Raw genomic sequence first — 24,307 nt, forward strand, 5'->3', positions numbered from 1 at the left:
CCCCCATCGCAGTACGGCTGCGTTGATCAAACCGGTCGATTTATAAAAACGAGCTCTCTGCGCCTGCAGAAAAACATAGAGCCAAAAAATAGGTAACTTACGATGTCATCGCTCATTGTAGATAAGTGCTTTTACACGCAGCTGGCATTGCATTCACTCTTGCAACTTAACGGACAACACCAGAAAGATATTCTTTCGCTTAAGGACATCAACGCACTGCAAGCCGCATGCAATTCCCTGAGGCCTGAAATCATCTTTGTAAACGAAGACTGCTTCGTCACTGATGCACAGTCCGGTCACGCGTTAAGGGAAGTGATCAACGCGCATCCCGGTACGCTGTTCTTTGTGTTTATTTCCAAAGAAAACCTGAATTATCAGAACTATGTGCCGATCCGGAAAAACATCATCATCATTTCAAAGTCGATTCGCACCACCACGATTTACCAGCTGATCGCGCACAATCTGCAACTGTCACGTTTCACAGAAGCCGAGCCTGAAGTTGAAACGGAGCAACCGCTGGATCTCACGCCGGTCAGTCTGAGCCGTACCGAGTCAAGCATTCTGAAAATGTGGATGTCCGGGCTGAACACGCAAAACATTTCCCAACACCTGAACATCAAGCAGAAAACGGTGGCGTCTCACAAAGGCAACATTAAGCGCAAAGTTAAAACCCAAAATAAACAGGCTATTTATCATGTCGTTAAGCTCACAGATATTTTGACCACCGGAATGTTTGTCGGCAGAACCCAGCCTATCCGGCTCACCGGTGAACCGGATGAATTCACCGTTCCTTTCGGCTAACCGTTAACGCCCCTGCATCCGGCCAGCAACATTCTTCCCTTACTGTGAAGCTGATGGTTGGGAACACGACTGAAACACGCTAAACTTCCCGGTCGGAACCCTTATCAGTCATGCCGCAGTCAGGCGGGGCTGGCTTTAATTCGCCGCTGCGCCCGCCGGATCAGTCTCAATGATTCGGCTCATGCGCGCGGCCCGCAGAGAAAGAGGCTCAAAACAACGTGGCTCAATACGTATATTCCATGCACCGCCTCGGCAAAGTTGTTCCGCCGAAGCGTCATATTCTTAAGAACATCTCCCTGAGTTTCTTCCCTGGCGCCAAAATTGGCGTTCTGGGTCTGAACGGTTCAGGTAAATCTACCCTTCTGCGCATCATGGCCGGTATCGATACCGATATCGAAGGCGAAGCGCGCCCGCAGCCTGATCTGAAAATTGGTTATCTGCCGCAGGAACCGCAACTGAACATGGAACACACCGTGCGTGAGTCCGTGGAAGAAGCCGTTTCTGAAGTGGTGGGCGCACTCAAACGCCTTGATGAAGTTTATGCGCTGTATGCTGAGCCGGAAGCCGATTTCGACAAACTGGCCGCCGAGCAGGGCAAGCTGGAAGAAATCATTCAGGCACACGACGGCCATAACCTGAACAGCCAGCTGGAACGTGCTGCCGATGCGCTGCGCCTTCCAGACTGGGATGCGAAAGTCGCGACCCTGTCCGGGGGTGAACGCCGCCGCGTGGCGCTGTGCCGCCTGCTGCTCGAAAAACCAGACATGTTGCTGCTCGACGAACCGACCAACCACCTGGATGCAGAATCCGTGGCATGGCTGGAACGCTTCCTGCACGATTTCGAAGGGACCGTTGTGGCGATTACCCACGACCGTTACTTCCTCGATAACGTGGCGGGCTGGATCCTTGAGCTTGACCGCGGCGAAGGTATTCCGTGGGAAGGTAACTATTCCACCTGGCTGGAACAAAAAGATGAACGTCTGGCGCAGGAAGCTTCCTCCGAAGCGGCCCGTCGTAAATCTATTGAGAAAGAGCTGGAATGGGTTCGTCAGGGCGCGAAAGGCCGTCAGTCTAAAGGCAAGGCCCGTCTGGCTCGCTTCGAAGAGCTGAACAACACCGAATACCAGAAACGTAACGAAACCAACGAACTGTTCATTCCACCAGGTCCACGCCTGGGCGACAAAGTCGTTGAAGTGAAGAACCTGAGCAAATCTTATGGTGATCGCGTTCTGATTGACGATCTGTCCTTCTCCGTACCGAAAGGCGCTATCGTCGGCATTATCGGCCCGAACGGTGCCGGTAAATCCACACTGTTCCGCATGATGTCCGGTCAGGAAGAAGCAAACAGCGGCACGATTGAGCTGGGCGACACGGTGAAACTGGCGTCCGTTGATCAGTTCCGTGACTCAATGGATAACAGTAAAACCGTGTGGGAAGAAGTGTCCGGTGGTCAGGACATCATGCGTATCGGCACGACCGAAATGCCAAGCCGCGCGTACGTAGGCCGTTTCAACTTCAAAGGGGTTGATCAGGGCAAACGCGTCGGTGAGTTGTCCGGTGGTGAGCGCGGTCGCCTGCATCTGGCAAAACTGCTGCAGGTTGGCGGTAACATGCTGCTGCTCGATGAACCGACCAACGACCTCGACATCGAAACCCTGCGCGCACTGGAAAACGCCTTGCTGGAATTCCCGGGCTGCGCCATGGTCATTTCCCATGACCGCTGGTTCCTCGACCGTATAGCGACCCACATCCTTGATTATCAGGATGAAGGTAAAGTTGAATTCTTTGAAGGTAACTTCACCGAATACGAAGAATACAAAAAACGTACTTTAGGTGCCGAAGCGTTAGAGCCGAAGCGCATCAAGTACAAAAAGATGATCAAGTAATCGTCTTTATGAACGAACGAAGGCCCGGCAACGGGCCTTTTTTTATGAGCCGGATCCCCTTTATTCCCCCGCCAGCGCTTCGCTGTAACTCTTCGCAAAGCCGTATTCTTCCAGCATAAAATCAATAAAACACGCCAGCGCCGGAGAATTCAGTTTCCGCCCCGGATACACCAGAAACAGATCGTTGCCTTCCGCTTCCCACTCCGGCAACACCCGCACGAGCGTGCCGGCGGCCACTTCGTCATGGCACAAAAACGCCGGTAACAACGTGATGCCCGCGCCAGCCAGCGCGCATTCCCGCGCATACAGCAGATTGTCAGTGGTATGCGCCGAAGGCAGCAGCCAGCGATGATAAGTTTCGCCGCGATGCAGCACCCATTCCGACCATGCACGGTGCGCAATACAGTGATGCGAGGCTAACTGCTGGGGTGATTCAATCAGCGGATGCTGTGCCAGATAATCAGGCGAAGCCAGAAGATAGCGCGGGCTGTGGCCCAGTTCGCGGCCAATCAGCGAGGAATCCTGCGGCTTGCCGGTGCGCAGCGCGATATCGAATCCTTCCTGCACCAGATCCACCAGCGCGTCAGACACTGACACTTCCAGCGAAACATCCGGGTAACGCTTTTGGAATTCGACGTTCATGCGAGCCAGCAGCGTGGCACCCAGCCCTGCCGGGCTGGTGATACGCAAGCGCCCGCTCGGGTTATCGCGCAAGCGGCGGATCGCCAGTTCCGCCCGCTCGCTGGCCTGCATCATTTCCTGACAGTGGATCAGATAGCGTTCACCGGCAAACGTCAGATTGAGCTGGCGCGTGGTGCGGTTCAGTAACCGCAGGCCAACGGATTTTTCCAGCTGGCTTATCCGCTGGCTAACGCTGGATTTCGGCAAACCGGCACGGCTGGCCGCCTGTGTAAAACTGCCGCATTCCGCGACCAGAGCAAACAGCGCCATATCCTGCAATTGTTTAAACACGATTGTTCACCTCAGCCGAACACTTTGTTAGTTATTGTCCATCTTATCAGGCTGCCGCCAGAGGACTAGACTGTCTGAATACCCAATGGAGGAATTTTTATGTCTGTTAAAGCGATTGCCGTAAATCCAAAAGAACCATCCCGTTTTATCGCCATCGAACTGCCACAACCTGTGCCGGGCGAAAATGACCTGCTGGTGGAAGTGAAAGCCGTTTCGATTAACCCGGTCGATACCAAAGTGCATAAAGGCGTGCAGAAAAGCGGCCTGGATGCGCCTAAAATTCTGGGCTGGGATGCCAGCGGCATTGTGAAAGCCGTGGGCAGCGCGGTGAAAAACTTCAAAGCAGGCGACGAAGTCTGGTACGCCGGGGACATCACTCGTTCCGGCAGCAACGCTTCCGAACAGCTTATTGACTCGCGTATCGTTTCCGTGAAACCGAAATCCCTGAACTGGGCGCAGGCCGCCGCAATGCCGCTGACCACGCTGACGGCCTGGGAAGCTCTGTTCGAACACCTGAAAATTCAGGAGGCTTCGGACGATAAAACGCTGCTGATTATCGGCGGTGCCGGTGGCGTCGGTTCGCTGGCGATCCCGTTTGCTTCACTGCAAAGCAAAGTGAAAGTCATTGCGACCGCTTCGCGCCCGGAATCTGCGCAATGGTGTCTGGATCGCGGTGCCGATCTGACCGTGAGCTACAAAGATCTGAAAGGTGAGCTGGCGAAACACGACATCAAACAGGTGGATTTCATCCTGTGCCTGAATGATACCGACGGTCACTGGGATGCGATTACCGATCTTATTGCGCCAATGGGCCACATCTGTACGATCGTTGAGAACGAACATCCGCTGGATATGAACAAGCTGAAGCTGAAAAGCGCCGCGCTGCACTGGGAACTGATGTATACCCGCAGCATGTTCAATACGCCGGATATCGCGCAACAGGGCGAGATCCTCAAGCAAGTCGCCGCGCTGGTGGATGAAGGTAAAGTCACCACCACGCTGAGCGAAACCCTGCACGGCCTGACCGTGGAAAGCATCGAAGCGGCTCATGCGAAAGTGCTGGATGGCCACATGCAGGGCAAAGTCGTCGTCGCCTTCTGACCTCTTCTGTAAAAACAAAACCCCGCGATTTTCATGGCGGGGTTCTTTTTTTGTCCTGCATTGTGGCTATTCGCCGTCATCAACCTTCTGCCATTTAGCATCCGGATCAAACGCCGTCAGCGCCCGCGCCACAGCATCAGTGTTCGCGCCTAAATCCAGCTGATACACATCACCCTGCTGATTAATCATAAAACTGGTGATGCCGGTATGGCCGTAAACCACCGGCCATGCGATGAGCGCAAAACCCTGAGTCATTTTTCCGTTTTCGATGTAACTGTGCGCCCCGCCGCTGGCGTTCCCGCCCTGCGCGGTAAGAATGCGGTAGTAGTAGCCGTGATAATCGGTGCCCGGCTGATCCTGACCGAAAGCAGGCCCGAGCGGGCTTGGCGCGTCGCCTTCTTTGACCGGCCAGTACAATCCGTCGTGCTGCCCGTCAGTGCTGATAATCTTCTGAGCAAACTGCCCGGCACCCAGCTGATATTCATGCTGCGCGTCGGCGTAAGCCGAAACTGCCTGCATGGCCGACAGTTCGTTACGCCCAATGGTTCGGGTTTCAATTTCCGCCGCGCCCGCCTCCATATCGAACTCCCAGCCCTGCGCCGTGCGTTTCATCGGGATCGGCAGTTGCCAGTTTTCTTCCCCGACGTTCAGATGCGCAATGTCACCCTGCTCAACAATTTTGTGGCTGACATTCCAGTCACGCAGAAAGCGCGCCACTTCATCGGGGTCGACATCTTTTTTCGGCAGATAAACCTGCCAGTCGCTGCCGAGAATTTTCCCCAACGCCTTATCGTCATGCGCCTGCGTTGCTTTCACCAGCGCCTGCGCCGCCAGCTCCGGGCGGGAAAATGCCTGCTGCGCAAACCCCGTCAGAGGCAGGGCAAACAGGCTGGTGCAAATCACAATGTTACGTAATGTCTTCATGACTTTTCCTCGTAAGCCTAGCGGCGGTGGAAATGAACCGGTTCCGCGTTCGCCGGGCGTGCGTGCTGGAAGTTTTGCATCTGCTGGCGGCTCTGATTACCGCGCGCCTGCTGCTGTTGCCATGACGGCGCGCGGCTCGAATTTCCGCTGAATGCCGTGCTGCGCGGCATGTTGCCGGACTGATGGAAATTCTGCCTTTGCTGCTGATTTCCGCCGCGCAGGGCGTTCTGGTTGCCGTTTTGCTGACGGTTTAACGCCTGATGTTGCTGCGACAACGGACGACCGGACGCCTGATGATTATTCAAATTCGCAGCGGCCCGGCTGGCAGAAGCCGCACCCGCCGCGGAATGCGTTGCACCCGACAAATTGCCCTCATGGCGATTCATCACCGAAGCGGCCTGCTGACGTCGCTGATCCATCGTCTGCCCGCTCAGGTTATTTTGTACGCCTGGGTTGCCGTCAAAACCCCGATAATTATTACGTTGCGCCACATTGTTCAGCGCCTGATTTTGCGTCGCTCCGTTCAGGTACGCCCGGTTATTCGGGACACCCGCGTTGAAAGCCGGATTATGCTGCCAGCCCTGTGTCGCCGCTGAACCTGAATGGTTAACCGCATTGTTGTTATTACCTGATATACGGTTGTAATTATTGACGTTTACGTTGACGTAATTGTTGGACGAACCGCCGTGATGGCCGTCATCGTGATGATCGTCATGGTGGTCGTAATCGTCGTGATGATGATCATCATCCCAGTCGATATTGCCGAAAATCGCGTAGGTTGCCGCGACGCCAACGCCAAAACCGATGCCTGACGCCACGCCGTTCACAAACTGCTGACCCGGAGGCGGTGGCAGATAAACCGGCGGATAAGCCGGTGTCGGCCATGCGCCATAAACCACATTCGGGTTATAGCTCGGCACGTAAACCACCTGCGGATCGGCGGATTCAATAATGATGGTCTGCTGCGCGGGCTGAGCATTGACCACGGTGGTGCTGCTTTGCGCCGCCGGTTTTACCGTGACTTTCTGCTGCGGCGTACTTTTCAGCGCCCCGCTCTTTTGCGCGACCTGACGGAATTTCTGCACCGTGTCCATCACATCTCCGGGTTGCGCCAGAAACGCGTCCCCCAGATTTTGTACCCATACCGGATCTTCGCCCATCAGCGCCAGTAACTGCGGAAACGCCACCAGAGATTTCACGCTCGGATCCCAGGGCTCATTCGCCACGGCTTTCACGGCAGGATCCCCCTGACTTTGCGGATGATCACGCGACCATTGCACAGCCTGAATGACGTTGGTCGGATACGTAGATGCCATCAGAACCTGAGAAAGCAGGCTGTCAGGATAAAGCGCCACGGGCGCAACCCACTGATCGAGCTGAGCTTGTGTAAAAGCCGGAGGTGTAACGGGAGTGGCAGGCGGAGGAACGGCAACTACAGGTGCCGCAACGGGCGCGGGGGGTGCAGGTGGTGCGGTCTGAACGGTGGTTTCGGCCTGACTGCGCACCGGAAACCAGCCTTGCATAAACATCACGCTGGCAAGAGCAAAAGCCCCTGCGCTGCACACGACTGCGATACCCCAGGGTTTGAATGACAAATTCATTCGGATCACCTTAAAAAGCCTCAGCCGGAATGAGAGGCACAATGAATGAGTATAATCGGACAAATAAAACTCAACGGACGCCACTCTATTTTTATTTCGCAAATGAGATTTACGCATAAAATGCGCAATAAAAACCCGGCCAAAACTGAGCATGCCAATGCATTGATACAAAAACGTTTTTTAATTCAAGCTGTTACAAGCTGAATTAATTAAAAAGCGAACCCCCTGCAATCAGATGAATTCATTAATAATTATATAAAATACAAAAATGAAAACCATTCACGTCGTGAATAATTAAAAGGAACTGGCCGTTGAAGGGTAAAAATAGCAGGCATAAAAAAGCGCCTGTTGCGTAAAACAGGCGCCTGAGTTTTTCGGGAAAACAGGTCAGTTCACGTTGGGATCGTTCAACCGGCTGGTATCGGCAGCCAGCATGTTTTTCACCAAACCCACGCACTCGAGAAAACGCTGATCGTAATCTGAAGATTCAACGTGAACGTAATCCACATTGTTCTGTTTCAGCATATCGATAAGCAGGTTCTGGAATGACATGCGGTCGGTTGTACTTCCCAGACTGCGCAGGCCATCAGCCACCCACGGCGTGTTATTTTCCAGCAAGATCACCAGATCGAATTTGTATTCGTCCATCAGAGCCTGAACAAACGGATGCTCACGCCCTTCGTACTTTTTACAAAACGCCTGCGTCGTCAGAAAATCGGTATCTATAAACGCCACTTTATTGGCATATTTCACTGCAAAATCAATATATTGCGCCTGCCCGAGCGCGATTTTATCGTAGTCGGAATATTGCAGCGCCATTTCATCGCCACCGAGGTGCGAGAAGACGTAATCGCGGCCATATTCCCAGGCGCTGGTGGTGTTGAAAATGTTGGCTAATTTATTGACCAGTGTCGATTTCCCGCTGGATTCGCCGCCCAGAATCGCCACGGTGCGCACGAAGAACGGCTTCACCTCCGTTGGAATATAATCCCAGTAACGGAATGGATCCTGACGTATCTGACGGCCGCTGATATTCATAAAGGAGCGTTTCGGGTCGATCAGCACCGTTTCAATCCCGAGATGTTCGCGGTACTGCGGCGCGTCGCCTTCTTCGCTCGAATAAATGGTATTCGGCTCGATGCCTTTCTGGCTCATGAACTCTTTAATGCCGCGTCCCCAGACATCCCAGCCGTGCGGATACGGCTCCATCCCTTCTTCATTGAAAGCATGGATACGGATGTTTTTCTGGTATTTGAACGTCTGCAATAACCAGCGCAGACGGTCGCTGACCGTCGGCTGCTGGGACATAGAGCTGTTTTCGAATAACTCGCGGTCACGCGGTTCGTCATAGCCCATGATGATATGGAGTTCATCGACCTGACTACAGGCGCGCTGAATCAGATAAATATGGCCGGTGTGCAGCGGATAAAACTTACCAAACACCACGCCGATATTCTTTTCGCGGCGGGGAAACTCAAGATCAAGGAAGCGATGCAGCGCCTCCAGCTTTTGAGCGCTGGGGCTTTTTATCTTTGCATTCAACAACTGGCTGAGATAACCCTTGGTCATCCCGCTGGCCTCGGCCACCTGTTGCAGCGTGCGTCCCTGTTGTTTAATCGCGGTTTTTAGATAGTCGAACTGTGACATGCCTTGTCCCCAGGTTTGCTGTACTAAACAAAATAGCTAAACCCAAAATAGCACAAAGGCAGGCTTAATTGACACCAGACAACCGTTACAAATCGTCGAGGATCGCCAGTGCATCTGCCAGTTTTTTGACACCAAACACCTGCATTCCGGTAGGGACTTTTTTCGGCACATTGGCGTGCGGCACGATGGCGCGTTTAAAGCCGTGTTTCGCCGCTTCGGTGATACGTTCCTGACCGCTGGGTACCGGGCGGATTTCCCCCGCCAGCCCCACTTCGCCAAACACAACCAAATCTTGTGGCAGAGGACGGTCGCGCAGGCTGGACACCAGCGACAGCAGCAGCGCGAGATCCGCACTGGTTTCCGTGACTTTCACGCCACCCACGACGTTAACGAATACGTCCTGATCCGCCATCTGCAAACCACCATGACGGTGCAGAACCGCCAGCAGGATCGCCAGCCGGTTTTGCTCAAGCCCGACGGCCACACGACGCGGATTTCCCATCATTGAGTGATCAACCAGCGCCTGTACTTCAACCAGCAATGGCCGCGTCCCTTCCCACAGCACCATCACCGAACTGCCAGACGTAATTTCATCGCCGCGGCTCAGGAAAATGGCCGAGGGATTACTGACTTCGCGCAGCCCTTGTTCGGTCATGGCGAATACGCCCAGTTCATTCACTGCGCCGAAGCGGTTTTTATGGCTGCGTAAGGTACGGAAACGGGAGTCGGCATCGCCGTCGAGCAGAACGGAACAGTCGATGCAGTGTTCGAGCACTTTCGGCCCGGCCAGCGATCCGTCTTTAGTGACGTGGCCGACCATCACAATCGCCACACCGCGCGTTTTCGCAAAACGGGTGAGATAGGCGGCGGTTTCGCGCACCTGTGCGACCGTGCCCGGCGATGACTGAATGTCCGCCATGTGCATCACCTGAATGGAGTCGATCACCATCAGTTTCGGCTGTTCTTTGTCGGCAATTTCGCAAATCTGTTCAATGCTGGTTTCCGACAACATGTTCATGTTCGACGTCGGTAAACCCAGACGGTGCGCGCGCATCGCCACCTGTTGCAGTGATTCTTCGCCGGTGACGTACAGGGTTTTCATGTTTTCGCTGAGGTGACACAAAATTTGCAGCAACAGCGTACTTTTGCCCGCGCCCGGATTACCGCCGATAAGAATCGCACTGCCGGGCACCACGCCGCCGCCCAGTACCCGGTCAAATTCCTTGAAACCGGTGCTGAAACGCGGAAGTTCATCGAGGCTGATATCAGAGAGTTTTTGTACACGGCTGACGCCCGCATCACCCGCGTAACCGGTCAGACGCTCGTTACGCGCCACAGTCGGGGAAGCCGCTAAACGGATTTCAGTAATGCTGTTCCAGGCCTGACACGCACTGCACTGCCCCTGCCAGCGCGGATAATCTGCGCCACATTCATTACACACAAATGCACGTTTTGCTGCTTTCGCCACAACTTACCTCTTTATTTTTATTAAGACTGACTACCGCTGAGAATACACAGCACCCCTAAAAGATCAGCATGACGGATGCAAACGGCAGCCTGTTCATACACTTTCGGTTTCGCGTGATAAGCAATGCCCATCCCCGCAACGGCCATCATTTTGAGATCATTGGCGCCATCGCCGATTGCGATAGTTTGCTCCTGAGAAATGCCCAGTTTTTCCGCCAGTTTTAGCAGCGTATCGGCTTTGTATTGGGCATCAACAATTGGCCCGATCACGCGTCCGGTCAGCTTACCGTCGCGGACTTCCAGCTCATTCGCCGCCACGTCGACCAGATTCAGCTGATCACGCAGATATTCGGCGTAATACGTGAAACCCCCTGACGCAATCGCCACGTGCCAGCCCGCTTCCTGCAAGCGCTGAACCATCACGGTCAGGCCCGGCATCAGTGGTAATGTCTGACGCACCTGCTCAAGGATCCCGGCATCGGCATCTTTGAGCGTCGCAACGCGCTGACGCAGGCTGGCGGAGAAATCCAGCTCACCGCGCATCGCACGTTCGGTGACTTCAGCCACCTGCACACCCACGCCCGCCAGTTTGGCAATTTCGTCGATGCATTCAATCTCAATCGCGGTAGAATCCATGTCCATAACCAGCAGGCCAGGCGTTCGCAGGTAAGGCACTTTACCCAACTGGGCGACATCGAATTCAAAAGATTCGGCCAGAACTTGTGCGTCGGAGGTCAGTGAACCCGCCAGACGAACAACCTGATAACCTTCTACTGCCCATGCACTGACAATCACCAGAGCACGGCCTAAGCGGCGCTGGAAAAGCGTAATGCTCGTTTTATCCAGTTTTCTACCATAGAGCAGCCATCCGGTGTGTCCCGCCCGGTAATCGAGTGGCATGACTTCATCACCGCTCAGTGAAAGGGGAAGTCCCGGCCATTGATGGATCTCCGCAGGAAGATCGCAATAGGTCAGACTGTTTGGCATGATGGCTCCTGTAGGGCTTTATGGCAGTAGGAAAATATTAATGACACGATATACCCAAAATCATTCGAGTTGCATCAAGGCGGCAACTGAATGAACCCCTGGAGCTGACACAAGTCAGTGACCGGGGTGAATGAAGGCAGCCAACGCAGAGGCAGCTTGAAGGATGCCGGGTAAAACGAGGCATCAAGCTACCCTATCGCCACCGCTTCTGGCAACATTAAAGTCATCGAAAATCGCAAGGAAACAGAATGGCCAAGGCCAAACTTAAATTTCGCCTGCACCGCGCTGCTATCGTACTGATAAGCCTGGCGTTATTAGTCATTCTGATGCAAGGCGCATCCTATTTCAGCCTGGGACATCAACTGGCGCGTTCCACGCAGGTGGAGCAACTTGCCCAGACACTCGCGAAGCAGGTGGCATTTTCACTCGCGCCACTGATGGACAGCGACAATGATGGCGCTGATATCGCGCAAATTTCCACTATTTTGAGTCAGCTTACCGATGGCAGTCGCATTCTTGATGCCAGCGTTTATGAATCCGACGGCTCTCTGGTGGCCCATGCGGGCGAGCAGGTGCCGGTTCGCGACCGGTTATCGCTGGACGGCAAACGTGCGGGCAGCTACTTCAATCATCAGATTGTGGTGCCGATAGAAGATAAAAATGGTCCGAGCGGATTTTTGCGCATCACGCTCGATACGCATGTTCTGGCAACGGAATCCAAGCAGGTCGATAACACCACCAATCTGCTGCGTCTGATGATGCTTGCGGCATTGGGTGTGGGTATCATTCTGGCACGTACGTTGTTGCAGGGTCGCCGTTCGCGCTGGCAGCAATCGCCGTTCCTGCTGACCGCCAGTAAACCGGTGAAAGAAGACGACGAGCAGGAAGAAGAAACGGACGAATTCGGCCCGCCGCCGGTACTGAATATTCCTGAACCGGAAGCCGAAGTCGCCGAGGCAAAACCGGCAACGGAAGCACAAACCAAAGAAGCGGCTCAGGCCGCCTACCGCAGCCTGAAACGCAGCCGACCTAAATGATTCAGGCCAGCCGCTGAATCTGCGCCGTTAACGCCGCCACCTGAGCCCGCATTCCGCTGGCCAGCTGGCGGAATTCAGTACTTATCGCGGTATCGTCTGCCACGCTTTCCCAGAATGTCAGCGCCCAGGCTTGCGCATCCAGCCACTTCTCTTTAGATACGAGCGGATCGAGATTCAGCGTCATGGTTTCGCGCCGCATCACGCCCGCATTGGTCGGTGCAAAGGCCATCGGTAACATGTCATAAACCGGCGATATCGAAAGCGCCTGTTTTAAGGGATCAATGGCCGGATCGATGAACGACAGATTTCCCTGGTGCATATCACTGTTGGCAATCAGTTTGCCGAAGGCATAAATCTGCTCGATTTTATCCAGCGTCTGCGCCGTGATAATCTTATTCCGGCGTAACTGCTGGGCGGTCAAAAACCAGTTTCCATTTCCCCCGCCAAATTCAGCAGCAACGGCTTCCAGTGAAACCAAACCGCGACGACCGCGCTCCCCCACCCGGTCAAAACGCCCGACCTGAAGGAAAACCTCCTGACTGCCGCCTGTAAAAATTTCAGCAACCGCCGCCTCAATGCCCGCATCATTTAATACCCGCAATGCGTGAGCTTCTGCGCGCAACAGATCTCCCCAGCGTTGGGCGTTTTCATTCTCAGCCGGAGGCGAAAATTTCACTAAAACCTGAGAGGCACTGCGATCTACCTGTTCTGCGTAACAGCTGAACTTTGGCTGCTCACCGCCCGCCGATGAACCGATTTCTTCTCCGGCCAGGCTTCTCCGTGCCAGCCGCTCATAGATCTGGATTTTATCTATTTCAGGCACCGGGATTTCTTCCGGTTTCTGGAACCATTTCTGATAAGCCATATCGCCAATAATGAAATTACCCACCGTTTCATCACCCGCTCTCGCCAGAGCGACCAGCGTCTGCGATTCCGTCCACTTTTTGATGTCATCAGGGAAATGCAGCGCGGAATTAATATCACGCCCCCAGGCACGCCCCAAAAAACCTTGCGGGCGCATATCCGTAAGAAACCACGGCAGACCATCGTAAATCAGGCTTTGCCCGCTGGCAGTTTCTACCGCACAGCTTTCACCAGGCCAGATGGAATAAAGTGTGCCCGCCTTTTCTGCATTTCCGGCTTCATTAATCTGATATAGCGGGAAGCTCCACTGGTTATCCAGCGGGCGCGGCAATATGTAGCGGGTCGAGCGGCTTCGCCCGATTTTCACGATCTCAGGGATTTTAGTCAGTCGCCTTGAAAGCGTTGACTGATTGATTTGAAGCTGTTCCGTGATCTCTTTCGCCGTCAGGCTGCCCTGACGAAGTAAATCCACAAGATCTGGCATGATTGACTCAGCTATGAATAGGTAAATGCATAGCTAATAGCATAGATAATAAATGAATATAAATCGATATATCCTGAGGATATAAATTTTAACCATCAAAATATGCCACAAAAACGCATAGCAAAACGGGCACCTTTCGGCGCCCGTTTTCGTGTCTGCAATAATCAGCAGAATTTATTCTTTGTCGCCCAGCAGAACGGATTCCAGAGCGATTTCGATCATGTCGTTGAAGGTCGTCTGACGTTCAGCGGCAGTGGTTTGTTCATGCCTACGGATATGGTCGGAAACGGTACAGATGGTCAGCGCTTTTGCGCCGAATTCAGCTGCCACGCCGTAGATACCGGCGGCTTCCATTTCCACGCCCAGAATGCCGTATTTTTCCATCACGTCGAACATTTGCGGGTCTGGCGTGTAGAACAGGTCAGCGGAGAAGATGTTACCGACGCGCGCGTTGATGCCTTTGGCTTTCGCGGCATCGGCTGCGTTACGCACCATGTCGTAATCTGCGATAGCGGCGTAATCGTGATCTTTAAAACGCATGCGGTTAACTTTGGAATCGGTGCAGGCACCCATACCAATAACGATGTCGCGCAGTTTGATGTCTTCACGCACCGCGCCGCAGGAACCCACACGGATGATTTTTTTGACGCCGAATTCAGTGATCAGCTCTTTGGCATAAATTGAGCAGGAAGGAATGCCCATGCCGTGGCCCATAACGGAGATTTTGCGGCCTTTGTAGGTGCCGGTGAAGCCCAGCATCCCGCGCACGTCGTTCACCTGCTTAACGTCCTGAAGGAAAGTTTCTGCGATGTGCTTGGCACGCAGCGGGTCGCCCGGCATCAGCACTACGTCAGCGAAGTCGCCCATTTCAGCATTAATGTGTGGAGTTGCCATTGTTCTCTTTCCTTAAATTTTTATAAAAAATCACTGAACTTAAACCCAATGGATTTCAAGTTGTAGCTAGGCGGCAAGCGTGTGAAACCCCAGGAGCTTAGACCGCTAAGTGACTGGGGTGAAGGCGTGAAGCCAACAACGCTACAGCTTGAAAGACGTAGGGTTTAGAGCATGGATTGACCGTAATCCATCGGTGTCAGATCGAAGTATTTCGCAACCGTCTGCCCGATATCCGCGAAGGTTTCGCGGTGGCCCAGCGAGCCCGGTTTTACTTTCGGGCCATAGATTAACACCGGAATGTGCTCACGGGTATGGTCTGTGCCGCGCCATGTCGGGTCACAGCCGTGGTCAGCGGTGAAGATGATGATGTCGTCTTCTTTGACCAGTTCCAGCAATTCCGGCAGGCGGCGGTCGAACAGTTCAAGCGCAGCGGCATAGCCCGGGACATCGCGACGGTGGCCGTAAGAAGAGTCGAAATCAACAAAGTTGGTGAAGACAATGGTCTTGTCGCCCGCTTCTTTCATCTCTCTGATGGTCGCGTCAAACAGCGCGTCCAGCCCGGTGGCTTTCACTTTTTTGGTGATACCGACCTGCGCATAGATATCCGCGATTTTACCAACGGAAACCACGTGGCCGTTTTTCTCATCGACAAGTTTTTTCAGGATAGTGGGTGCCGGTGGCTCCACCGCTAAATCATGACGGTTGCCGGTACGTTCGAAGTGACCGGCTTTGTCGCCGATAAACGGACGCGCGATAACACGGCCAATGTTGTAGCCGCCTTCAGTCAGTTCTTCACGGGCGATTTCGCACAGTTCGTACAGGCGATCCAGCCCGAAAGTTTCTTCGTGGCAGGCAATCTGGAAAACGGAGTCCGCAGAGGTGTAGAAAATCGGCTTGCCGGTTTTCATGTGTTCTTCGCCTAAATCGTCCAGCACGACGGTGCCGGATGAGTGGCAGTTGCCGAGGTATCCCGGCAGATTGGCGCGTTTCACCAGTTTATCCAGCAATTCCTGCGGGAAGCTGTTGGTGGTGTCGCTGAAATAACCCCAGTCGAACAACACAGGCACACCGGCGATTTCCCAGTGGCCTGACGGTGTGTCTTTACCGGAGGAAAGTTCGCTCGCGTAAGCATAAGCGCCGGTAATTTCAGAATTACCGTCCATGCCTTCCGGGATTTTGCCGGTGGATTCTTCAGCGGCTTTCGCCAGCCCGAGACGGGTCAGATTCGGCAGATTCAGCGGCCCTTTGCGGCCTTTGTCGGCTTCGCCACGCGCGCAGGCAGCAGCGATATGGCCCAGCGTGTCAGAACCGGCATCGCCAAAGCGCTCGGCATCTTCACTGGCACCGATACCGAATGAGTCTAACACCATGATAAATGTACGTTTCATTTTGCTCTCCTGCGAATGGTTACGCATTGGGTCACGCGGAACTGCCGCGCACCTGATCATTCTTAAATGGGGGCGATTTAGCCTGAAATCAAGCGTTGCCACCGATTCGGCGGTACACCACCGGCGTGCTTTCCGGCGCTTTGTCACTCAGGACAATGGCCGCCCGCACTTCTTCCGCTGCCTGCTGCCAGGCCGCTTCGCTGTTGGCATGGATCATCGCCAGTGGCTGACGGGTATCCACCTGCTGCCCCAGCTGAGCCATGTGTGTCAGACCGACGCTGTAGTCGATAGCATCGCTGGCACGGCGACGGCCGCCACCCAGAGAAACCACGGCCATGCCCAGCGCGCGGGTATCCATCGCACTGACAATGCCCTGAGTTTCGGCATACACCGGCTTGGTCAACGTGGCCTGTTGCAGATAACGGTCGTAATGTTCGATGAAATCACTCGGGCCTTTTTGCGCCGCAATCATGCGACCAAAGACTTCGGCCGCTTTGCCGTTGTCGAGAACGGCCTGCAATTTGCTGCGGGCGTCTGCGTCGTCTTTTGCCAGCCCGCCGGACAGCAACATTTCCACGCACAGCGCCATCGTCACTTCGAGCAGGCGCGGATTACGGTATTCGCCGGTCAGGAAGCGCACGGCTTCGCGCACTTCGACTGCGTTACCGGCGCTGGACGCCAGCACCTGGTTCATGTCGGTGAGCAGAGCCGTGGTTTTGCAACCCGCGCCATTTGCCACATCCACAATCGCCTGTGCCAGATCTTCTGAAAGCTGGTAGGTCGGCATAAACGCGCCGGAGCCCACTTTGACGTCCATGACCAGCGCGTCCAGCCCTTCTGCCAGTTTTTTGGCGAGGATTGACGCGGTAATCAGCGGGATAGAATCCACGGTCGCGGTGATATCACGCGTTGCGTAGAAGCGTTTGTCCGCCGGTGCCAGCGAGCTGGTCTGGCCGATAATCGCCACACCGACGTCCTGAATAATGCTGCGGAAACGGCTGTCATCCGGGAAAATATCAAAGCCCGGAATGGCTTCGAGTTTGTCCAGCGTACCGCCGGTATGGCCCAGCCCGCGGCCGGAAATCATCGGCACATAACCGCCGCACGCGGCGACCATCGGGCCTAACATCAGGGAAGTCACGTCACCCACGCCGCCGGTGGAATGTTTATCCACAATCGGGCCGTTCAGGTTGAGGCTTTTCCAGTCCAGCACGGTGCCGGAATCGCGCATCGCCATGGTCAGCGAAACGCGCTCTTTCATAGTCATGTCATTGAAATAAATGGTCATTGCCAGCGCAGCAATCTGACCTTCTGAAACCTGACTGTCACGAATACCGTTCACAAAGAAACGAATTTCTTCGTCGCTTAAAGGCTGGCCGTCACGTTTTTTTCGAATAATTTCTTGTGCGAGAAACAAGGTATCCCCCTGCTTAAGCTGAGCGCCGGATGCGGACGCGAATACCGGACGCTGCTAAACAGCGCCGCGGCAAAGTTCGTGTAGTGGTGATTAATAGCTGCTGGTGGCTTTCTGGCCAGCGTGACCCAGAGTGGTCAGCAGGCTTGCCAGCAGGCTGGAAGCGCCAAAACGGAAGTGACGTGCGTCAGCCCATTCGCGGCCCAGCAGGCGGTCAGCCAGTGCCAGATATTGCGCAGCATCTTCAGCCGTTTTCACGCCACCGGCCGGTTTGAAACCGACGGCTTTGCCCACGCCCATTTCAGCAATCACGCTCATCATCAGCTCAGCGCTGTGCAATGTTGCGTTTTCAGGCACTTTACCGGTTGAGGTTTTGATGAAATCAGCGCCTGCTTTGATAGCAATTTCAGAGGCTTTACGGATCAGCGCGTCCTGTTTCAACTCACCGGTTTCGATGATCACTTTCAGCAGAACGTTTGCGACTGCACAGGCTTCTTTGCACTGTTTAACCATCTCAAAACCGATTTGCTCGTTACCGGCGATCAGCGCGCGGTACGGGAATACCACGTCAACTTCGTCGGCGCCGTAAGCAATGGCTGCGCGGGTTTCTGCCAGCGCGATTTCAAGATCGTCATTACCGTGCGGGAAGTTCGTGACGGTAGCGATACGGATATCCGGCGTCCCCTGCTCACGCAAAGTTTTACGCGCAATCGGGATAAAACGAGGATAAATACAGACAGCAGCGGTGTTACCTGCCGGGCTTTTTGCCTGGTGACAAAGCGCGATCACTTTAGCATCGGTGTCGTCTTCGTTCAGCGTGGTTAAATCCATCAGGTTCAGCGCACGTTGCGCTGCGGCGGTTAAATCGGTCATATAACTCTCCAACAATTTTCAATTCCAGCGACCGGCCAGAACTGAGCATACAGTCATGAATTCATTCCGGCGGTTAACGTCGGGGAAAGAATTCTGCACGTTGGCGAGCGGACTTGGTTCCATGAAGATAGCGTGCGTAAACCCTGTGGCTTACGTGGCAACTGAGATCCTTCTCACCGCGCTTGGATTGGCTGATGCCAATTCGTTGTGACTATTTGAACACGTCACATCAGGTTCCTGTGTGCAGTATTTCACACAAAATGAAAACCGTTTGCAACGTTGCTCATTAAAATGAGACTCATGTCACATTTTAATGGCGCCATGCTCAGCGTCTAACCCAGATAAGAGTGTATACCCGATTCATGACAAACGAAGTTCAGGCGGATATACAGAGAACGCCGACCGGCGATCTTGTGGGTAATGTTATAATAATAACATTTTAAAGAGAACATAAATCGCACCACAGCTGATAATGCGCAGACACCGAGAAATACCGGATGATAAAAATGTTATTTAAATCACAAAAAAAGTATAACGAATTACTGCCGTGCAGATAACTGAAAGACCCGGCGGGTGTTGGCGAGCAGCGCATCGGCGATTTCCTGCGCGGATTCCGTACGCAACTGGCATAACACATCAAACACCGCCGCGGCGCGTTCCGGCCGGTTAGGTTGTCCCTGAAAACCCTGCAACGGCATATCCGGCGCATCGGTTTCGAGCAGTAAAGAAGAGAGTGGCAACTGCGCCATCACCTGACGGGTTTTCTGCGCACGTTCGTAACTAATCGTTCCGCCAACGCCTATCGCATAACCGAGTTTAATAAACGCCTGCGCCTGAGAAAGGCTTCCGGCAAAACCGTGTACCACGCCGGTCGCGGGCAGTTTCGCCTGCCGTAACATCGCCGCGAGCTGATCGTGGCTACGGCGTGAATGCAAAATTACCGGCAGATTCTCTTTTTTTGCCAGGGAAAACTGAGTTTTAAGCAACCGCTGTTGTTGCTCAAACATCGGAGCTTCCATGTATAAATCCAGCCCGATTTCGCCTACTGCGACCAGCCGCGCATCACGGTGGCTGAGCAACGCTTCCAGCAATTCGAGATCCTGATCCTTGTGCTGCGCGATGTATAAAGGATGCAGCCCGAGCGCGGCGTGGATCTGCGGGTGATTTTTGGCGAGCGCGAGAATGCCGCGAAAGCGATCTGCCGTCACGGCAGGCACGATAATTTCGCGGACATCCGATTCACCGGCGAGACGCAGGCTTTCCGCTTCCGCGCCGGTAAAAGGCGGAAAATCGAAATGGCAGTGCGTATCGATAAACGTGAAACTCACAACTTATCACCTTCGCTGGCCGGATAATGGCTCTCAGCCGGAGCATTGTCGTTCATCGCCGCCGGACGGACTACGCCGCCATCGGCGACCATATCCGTCAGCACGGCGGGATCGAGAATAATCTGTTCGATTGTGCTGCTGGCAGCGGCCAGCGGGATCACATTCTCCGGCTCGTCCTGCGGCACCACGATGCGTTTTGGCCGGCTAACGCGCGGAGTAATCTGCGGATAAGGCCGTTCGTTTTCGCGCGGCATCAGCCAGTGCGCAGCAGCAGAAAGGAAATAACGTCCGCAGCGGCGGCCCAGATGATAATCCTGGTTTAGCGCAGGAAGACGGCTTCCCAGCGCGTGGCTGGCCAGCGGTTTTGGCGGGAAGATTTCGAAAATACGCACATCATCCGGCGGATTTTCAATGAACTGCTGAATGCGGTGATAGCTTTCTTCGTGATGCTGCATCATACGCACCAGCTGTTGCAGGCTGCTTTCACTCAGCCACTGCTCCATCCGTTTCATCCACTGCGGCGTGTAGAACATCGCCGAAGGCACGGTGCGGATCACCACAATGGTATCTGCGCCGCGGCGGTAAGCTTCCTCGACCGGGATCGCATCGCTGATCCCGCCATCCTGATAGCTGATGCCATCCAGATCCACGCCCATGCGGTAAAAACCGGGGATCGCGCTGGACGCTTTGATCACCGGCAGCCAGTTTTCACGCGTCGGCGCAAAGTAGTTGGCGGTGTAATCATCGCTGCGGCAGGCGCACATCAGAAACTCACGGCCGTCGATCAGCAGTTTTTCTGCACTTTCCATCGCCAGCGGCATGTTTTTCGACGTTTCATCGACCAGCCAGTCGAGATCGATAAGGTGTCCGCCACGCACAAAGCGCAGAGGATTGAAAAAGTCAGGGCTGGTGGTGTAGCGGGTGATGACTCTGCGGGCGTAACCGGGCTGGCCGCACACAAACGCGGAAAGGTTTTGCGCGCCTGCTGATGTGCCCAGATAGAGATCAAAAGGATTAAAACGAGCCCGCTGGAATTCATCCAAAACGCCTGCGGTAAAAATGCCTCTCTGTCCTCCTCCTTCACATACCAGGGCAATTTTCCCCGGCATATAAGGTTTATACGCCAGCGGTTCTATATTCCCCAGCGTGACAGGTATTCTGTATCCCAACGCGCTATCCTCGCAAAATCGGCATTACACGATTGGCCTTTTACCGGCCTCCTTTCTGAGCATACCTCGACTTCTCGTTTTGCGTGAATTACTTGCCTGAATTGGCCGATAAAATCGTTACGTCCTGTTAACGAAACACGTATCCGCCTGAACGGATGCCAAAAAAAGTCTCGCCCCCTTTTCTGAAAACACGGCGTAAGGCAGTGCGTTCAGAGAAGGGGGCGAGAGTGATATTTTAACTCGTTATCGCTTCACTACATTATTGCGTCAGAGTCTCTTGCGGCCGGTAAACAAGCTGACCAGGAACAAGATAATACCGACGACGAAGACGATTTTTGCAGCCCATGCAGCGGTACCGGCTAATCCACCGAAACCCAATGCTGCCGCGATCAACGCGATGATTAGAAAAATAATGCCCCAACGAAACATAAGCTTCTCCTTACCCTATTTTCACTTTGCCAGTTTAAAAGGTGGTGCCCCGCTTCGGGCCATTGTCACTGTGAAACGTTTATCTTTCTGACGCCTTTTTTATCGGCTCAGCGCCTGATAACCCAACACATTACCTATTAAAGGTAGTCGAAAAATGAAAGTGTTAGCGTTTTCGGCGTCGATTTATTTGTACAAAGCTTTGTATAAATAAACGGACAAAGATGATCCACAGGGTCTGCACGACCCGTTATTCAGCGGGCAACTCAAAATATTGTTATGCGTTTTTCATTCGAACGGTGCCCGCCCGACAGGAGGGCACCTTTTGACTCAGAAAGATTAAGGTGCGACTTTCAGGTCATTTTTGACGCTTTTCACGCCATCAACGGTTTTCGCCACACTTTCAGCACGGTCAGACTGCGCCTGATCTTTTACTGAACCGGAAAGCTGAACAACACCGGCGGTGGTTTCAACTTTCACGTTACGTGAAGGGACAATATCGTCAGCCAACAGTTTCGCTTTTACCGAAGCTGTGGTTGCAGTGTCACCCGCGTAACCTTTTACGCTCTGATCTTTGCTGTCTTTGGTGTGCAGTTTGTCGCTGACAGATTTCACACCTTCAACTTTTGTCGCGGCAGCAACGGCTTGTTCAGCTTCGGCCTGTGAGCCCACAAAACCGCTCAGCGTCACAACGCCGGAGTTAGTGGTTACCGAGATGTCGCTGCTTTTGATGGCTTTATCATCCACCAGAGCACTTTTTACTTTCGCTGTGATGGCGCTGTCGCCCATGTAGTTATCAACTTTCTTCATGGAGCTATCGATTTTTGCACCTGCGCTATCCGTGGTAGTTGCAGCCAGTGCACTACCGCTCATCAGCGCGGTACCCAGAACTACGGCCATCATTGAATAGGCAAATTTAGAGTTTTTCATCGATTTCTTCCTTTCAGTTTGTGAGCCTCAATCGGGGCCCTTCACGTCACAGTCTTGGTGACGTCTCCTAACAATTTGTATTGCTGCTGTTTTCACGTCCGGAGAAGCAGAGTACGTCGTTTTATTCTGGCTTTTAATCGCCTTGCGATATAACACTCTGCATCGTGACTTTAAGACAGTGCTTTAAGCCACCATTTCCTGAACACACATTTAATATAGTCAAGAATGATCAAATTAGTAGGAAGATCGCCGGATAAGCCCGCGAATGCAGACAAGTCTTAGGATTTCACGCGAATTCTGCCCGTTTTTCGGGCAAAGAGAGGAGAAATTGAACAGAGGGAAATTGCGGAGAATGGTAAAAGGCGAAAAAAAAGACGGCCAGATTGCCGTCTTTTTCATCAAAAGCCACGCGAAGAAGAATTAATGCTCGCGGGTTTTACGGAATTTCACTTCCGGGTAACGCTCTGAAGCCAGGTTCAGATTCACCATGGTTGGAGCGATATACGCCAGATTATCGCCGCCATCGAGCGCCAGGTTGGTTTCATTCTTACGTTTGAATTCTTCGAATTTCTTCACGTCGCTGCATTCTACCCAGCGCGCCGTTGAAACGTTCACGGACTCGTAAATCGCTTCCACGTTGTATTCACTTTTAAGACGTGCCACGACCACTTCAAACTGCAGAACACCGACCGCACCGACGATCAAATCGTTGTTGGAGATCGGACGGAAGACCTGAACCGCGCCTTCTTCTGACAGCTGAACCAGACCTTTCAGTAGCTGTTTCTGTTTCAGCGGATCACGCAGACGAATACGACGGAACAGTTCAGGGGCAAAGTTAGGGATGCCGGTGAACTTCATGTTCTCACCCTGCGTAAAGGTGTCGCCAATCTGAATGGTGCCGTGGTTGTGCAGACCGATGATGTCGCCCGGATACGCTTCTTCAACGTGGGAACGGTCACCGGCCATAAAGGTCAGTGCATCGGAAATCACGACGTCTTTGCCGGTACGCACCTGACGCAATTTCATGCCTTTTTCGTACTTACCGGAAACCACACGCATAAACGCCACGCGGTCGCGGTGTTTCGGGTCCATGTTAGCCTGAATTTTAAACACGAAACCGGTGAATTTCTCATCGTCGGCTTTCACTTCGCGCAGGTCAGTTTTACGTGGCATCGGCGCAGGCGCCCAATCCACCAGACCGTCGAGCATGTGGTCAACACCGAAGTTACCCAGTGCGGTACCGAAGAAGACCGGCGTCAGTTCGCCCTGCAGGAACGCTTCATGGTCAAATTCGTGGGACGCGCCCTGAACCAGTTCCAGCTCTTCACGCAGCTGCATCGCCAGATCTTCGCCAACGGCAGCGTCCAGTTCCGGGTTATCCAGACCTTTCACCACGCGGACTTCCTGAATGGTGTGACCTTTACCGGTCTGATACAGATAAACTTCGTCTTTATAAAGGTGATAAACACCTTTGAACAATTTACCGCAACCGATCGGCCAGGTAATTGGCGAGCAGGCGATTTTCAGCTCGCGCTCAACTTCGTCCATCACTTCCATCGGGTCGCGGATGTCACGGTCAAGTTTGTTCATGAAAGTCAGGATCGGCGTATCACGCAGACGGGTAACTTCCATCAGTTTGCGGGTCCGGTCTTCAACACCTTTCGCGGCGTCGATCACCATCAGACAGCAGTCAACGGCGGTCAGGGTACGGTAAGTATCTTCGGAGAAGTCTTCGTGCCCCGGGGTATCGAGCAGGTTGACCAGACACTGTTTATACGGGAACTGCATCACGGACGTGGTGATGGAAATACCACGTTGTTTTTCCATTTCCATCCAGTCGGATTTGGCGTGATGGCTTGAGCCACGGCCTTTTACCGTACCGGCGGTCTGGATTGCCTGTCCGAATAACAGAACTTTTTCAGTAATAGTGGTTTTACCGGCATCGGGGTGAGAGATGATGGCAAATGTGCGGCGCTTAGCCACTTCAAGGGCGTATTCACTTGGAGACATGTTTTTCACGTTTCTGCGGTTGGTCCGCCCTGCATCGGGATTCACATCACGTCAGAAGGTGACGTCAGGCAAAGCGGTAATAAAAGTTATAGCCGGCTATTTTC

20 protein-coding genes are annotated in these 24,307 nt (G+C 53.6%); 4 read left to right on the forward strand and 16 right to left on the reverse strand.

Translation table 11 applies throughout. From position 1 onward, the window contains the following. Positions 1 to 102 precede the first annotated feature (102 nt). Entirely contained in the window at positions 103 to 801 is a 699-nt protein-coding gene (rcsA, locus tag IV433_RS08325) for a transcriptional regulator RcsA (RefSeq protein WP_195813681.1), read from the forward strand. A gap of 218 nt (positions 802 to 1,019) precedes the next feature. After that, entirely contained in the window at positions 1,020 to 2,687 is a 1,668-nt protein-coding gene (ettA, locus tag IV433_RS08330; RefSeq protein WP_152325195.1) for an energy-dependent translational throttle protein EttA, read from the forward strand. Between the two features lie 60 nt (positions 2,688 to 2,747). Here the strand turns inward: ettA and IV433_RS08335 are convergent, their stop codons facing one another. Then, positions 2,748 to 3,659 carry a LysR family transcriptional regulator gene (locus IV433_RS08335; RefSeq protein WP_152325196.1) on the reverse strand — a complete coding sequence of 304 codons (912 nt, stop codon included), beginning with the start codon at positions 3,657 to 3,659 and terminating at the stop codon, positions 2,748 to 2,750. A gap of 99 nt (positions 3,660 to 3,758) precedes the next feature. Between IV433_RS08335 and IV433_RS08340 the strand changes: the two genes are divergently transcribed. Then, complete coding sequence (locus tag IV433_RS08340; protein WP_195813680.1) at positions 3,759 to 4,760, forward strand: zinc-binding alcohol dehydrogenase family protein; 1,002 nt, start codon at positions 3,759 to 3,761, stop codon at positions 4,758 to 4,760. A gap of 66 nt (positions 4,761 to 4,826) precedes the next feature. Here IV433_RS08340 and IV433_RS08345 read toward each other — a convergent pair whose 3' ends face one another. The 5 genes from IV433_RS08345 to serB all read right to left on the reverse strand — a co-directional run bounded on the left by IV433_RS08345 (position 4,827) and on the right by serB (position 11,386). Beyond that, entirely contained in the window at positions 4,827 to 5,684 is an 858-nt protein-coding gene (locus IV433_RS08345; RefSeq protein WP_195813679.1) for a DUF2950 domain-containing protein, read from the reverse strand. A 17-nt stretch (positions 5,685 to 5,701) separates the two neighbouring features. Next, positions 5,702 to 7,285 carry a DUF3300 domain-containing protein gene (locus IV433_RS08350; protein WP_195813678.1) on the reverse strand — a complete coding sequence of 528 codons (1,584 nt, stop codon included), beginning with the start codon at positions 7,283 to 7,285 and terminating at the stop codon, positions 5,702 to 5,704. 387 nt (positions 7,286 to 7,672) lie between these two features. Continuing rightward, complete coding sequence (gene nadR / locus IV433_RS08355; protein ID WP_195813677.1) at positions 7,673 to 8,932, reverse strand: multifunctional transcriptional regulator/nicotinamide-nucleotide adenylyltransferase/ribosylnicotinamide kinase NadR; 1,260 nt, start codon at positions 8,930 to 8,932, stop codon at positions 7,673 to 7,675. Between the two features lie 85 nt (positions 8,933 to 9,017). Then, the gene (radA, locus tag IV433_RS08360; RefSeq protein ID WP_195813676.1) at positions 9,018 to 10,400 is read right to left on the reverse strand and encodes a DNA repair protein RadA; all 1,383 of its coding nucleotides are present in this window, start codon (positions 10,398 to 10,400) and stop codon (positions 9,018 to 9,020) included. A gap of 20 nt (positions 10,401 to 10,420) precedes the next feature. Then, positions 10,421 to 11,386 (reverse strand): phosphoserine phosphatase, encoded by a 966-nt coding sequence (serB, locus tag IV433_RS08365; RefSeq protein WP_195813675.1) that lies wholly within the window; start codon positions 11,384 to 11,386, stop codon positions 10,421 to 10,423. A gap of 248 nt (positions 11,387 to 11,634) precedes the next feature. Between serB and IV433_RS08370 the strand changes: the two genes are divergently transcribed. After that, positions 11,635 to 12,423 carry a YtjB family periplasmic protein gene (locus IV433_RS08370; protein ID WP_152325203.1) on the forward strand — a complete coding sequence of 263 codons (789 nt, stop codon included), beginning with the start codon at positions 11,635 to 11,637 and terminating at the stop codon, positions 12,421 to 12,423. Between the two features lies 1 nt (position 12,424). On the opposite strand, the gene yjjJ is transcribed toward IV433_RS08370, so the two are convergent. The 10 genes from yjjJ to prfC form a co-directional block, all read right to left on the reverse strand. Further along, positions 12,425 to 13,771, reverse strand: coding sequence for a type II toxin-antitoxin system HipA family toxin YjjJ (gene yjjJ, locus IV433_RS08375; RefSeq protein WP_195813674.1), 1,347 nt, complete (start codon positions 13,769 to 13,771; stop codon positions 12,425 to 12,427). 174 nt (positions 13,772 to 13,945) lie between these two features. Then, positions 13,946 to 14,665, reverse strand: coding sequence for a purine-nucleoside phosphorylase (deoD, locus tag IV433_RS08380; protein WP_195813673.1), 720 nt, complete (start codon positions 14,663 to 14,665; stop codon positions 13,946 to 13,948). A gap of 164 nt (positions 14,666 to 14,829) precedes the next feature. Beyond that, entirely contained in the window at positions 14,830 to 16,053 is a 1,224-nt protein-coding gene (gene deoB, locus IV433_RS08385) for a phosphopentomutase (RefSeq protein ID WP_195813672.1), read from the reverse strand. A gap of 88 nt (positions 16,054 to 16,141) precedes the next feature. Next, positions 16,142 to 17,470: a thymidine phosphorylase gene (deoA, locus tag IV433_RS08390; protein WP_195813671.1), complete on the reverse strand. Its 1,329-nt coding sequence runs from the start codon at positions 17,468 to 17,470 to the stop codon at positions 16,142 to 16,144. A gap of 90 nt (positions 17,471 to 17,560) precedes the next feature. Continuing rightward, positions 17,561 to 18,340 (reverse strand): deoxyribose-phosphate aldolase, encoded by a 780-nt coding sequence (deoC, locus tag IV433_RS08395; protein WP_195813670.1) that lies wholly within the window; start codon positions 18,338 to 18,340, stop codon positions 17,561 to 17,563. 539 nt (positions 18,341 to 18,879) lie between these two features. Beyond that, positions 18,880 to 19,668: a TatD family hydrolase gene (locus IV433_RS08400; protein WP_195813669.1), complete on the reverse strand. Its 789-nt coding sequence runs from the start codon at positions 19,666 to 19,668 to the stop codon at positions 18,880 to 18,882. Then, positions 19,665 to 20,777 carry a patatin-like phospholipase family protein gene (locus IV433_RS08405; protein WP_229893306.1) on the reverse strand — a complete coding sequence of 371 codons (1,113 nt, stop codon included), beginning with the start codon at positions 20,775 to 20,777 and terminating at the stop codon, positions 19,665 to 19,667. The genes IV433_RS08400 and IV433_RS08405 overlap by 4 nt, the downstream gene beginning before the upstream one ends. A gap of 327 nt (positions 20,778 to 21,104) precedes the next feature. Then, complete coding sequence (locus tag IV433_RS08410) at positions 21,105 to 21,266, reverse strand: DUF1328 domain-containing protein (RefSeq protein ID WP_013577105.1); 162 nt, start codon at positions 21,264 to 21,266, stop codon at positions 21,105 to 21,107. A gap of 336 nt (positions 21,267 to 21,602) precedes the next feature. Next, positions 21,603 to 22,193, reverse strand: a complete 591-nt coding sequence (gene osmY, locus IV433_RS08415) for a molecular chaperone OsmY (protein WP_195813667.1) — start codon at positions 22,191 to 22,193, stop codon at positions 21,603 to 21,605. A 420-nt stretch (positions 22,194 to 22,613) separates the two neighbouring features. Continuing rightward, positions 22,614 to 24,203 (reverse strand): peptide chain release factor 3, encoded by a 1,590-nt coding sequence (prfC, locus tag IV433_RS08420; protein ID WP_195813666.1) that lies wholly within the window; start codon positions 24,201 to 24,203, stop codon positions 22,614 to 22,616. Positions 24,204 to 24,307: the final 104 nt, after the last annotated feature.

It is taken from the genome of Rahnella laticis (assembly GCF_015644585.1).
GTDB lineage: Bacteria > Pseudomonadota > Gammaproteobacteria > Enterobacterales > Enterobacteriaceae > Rahnella > Rahnella laticis.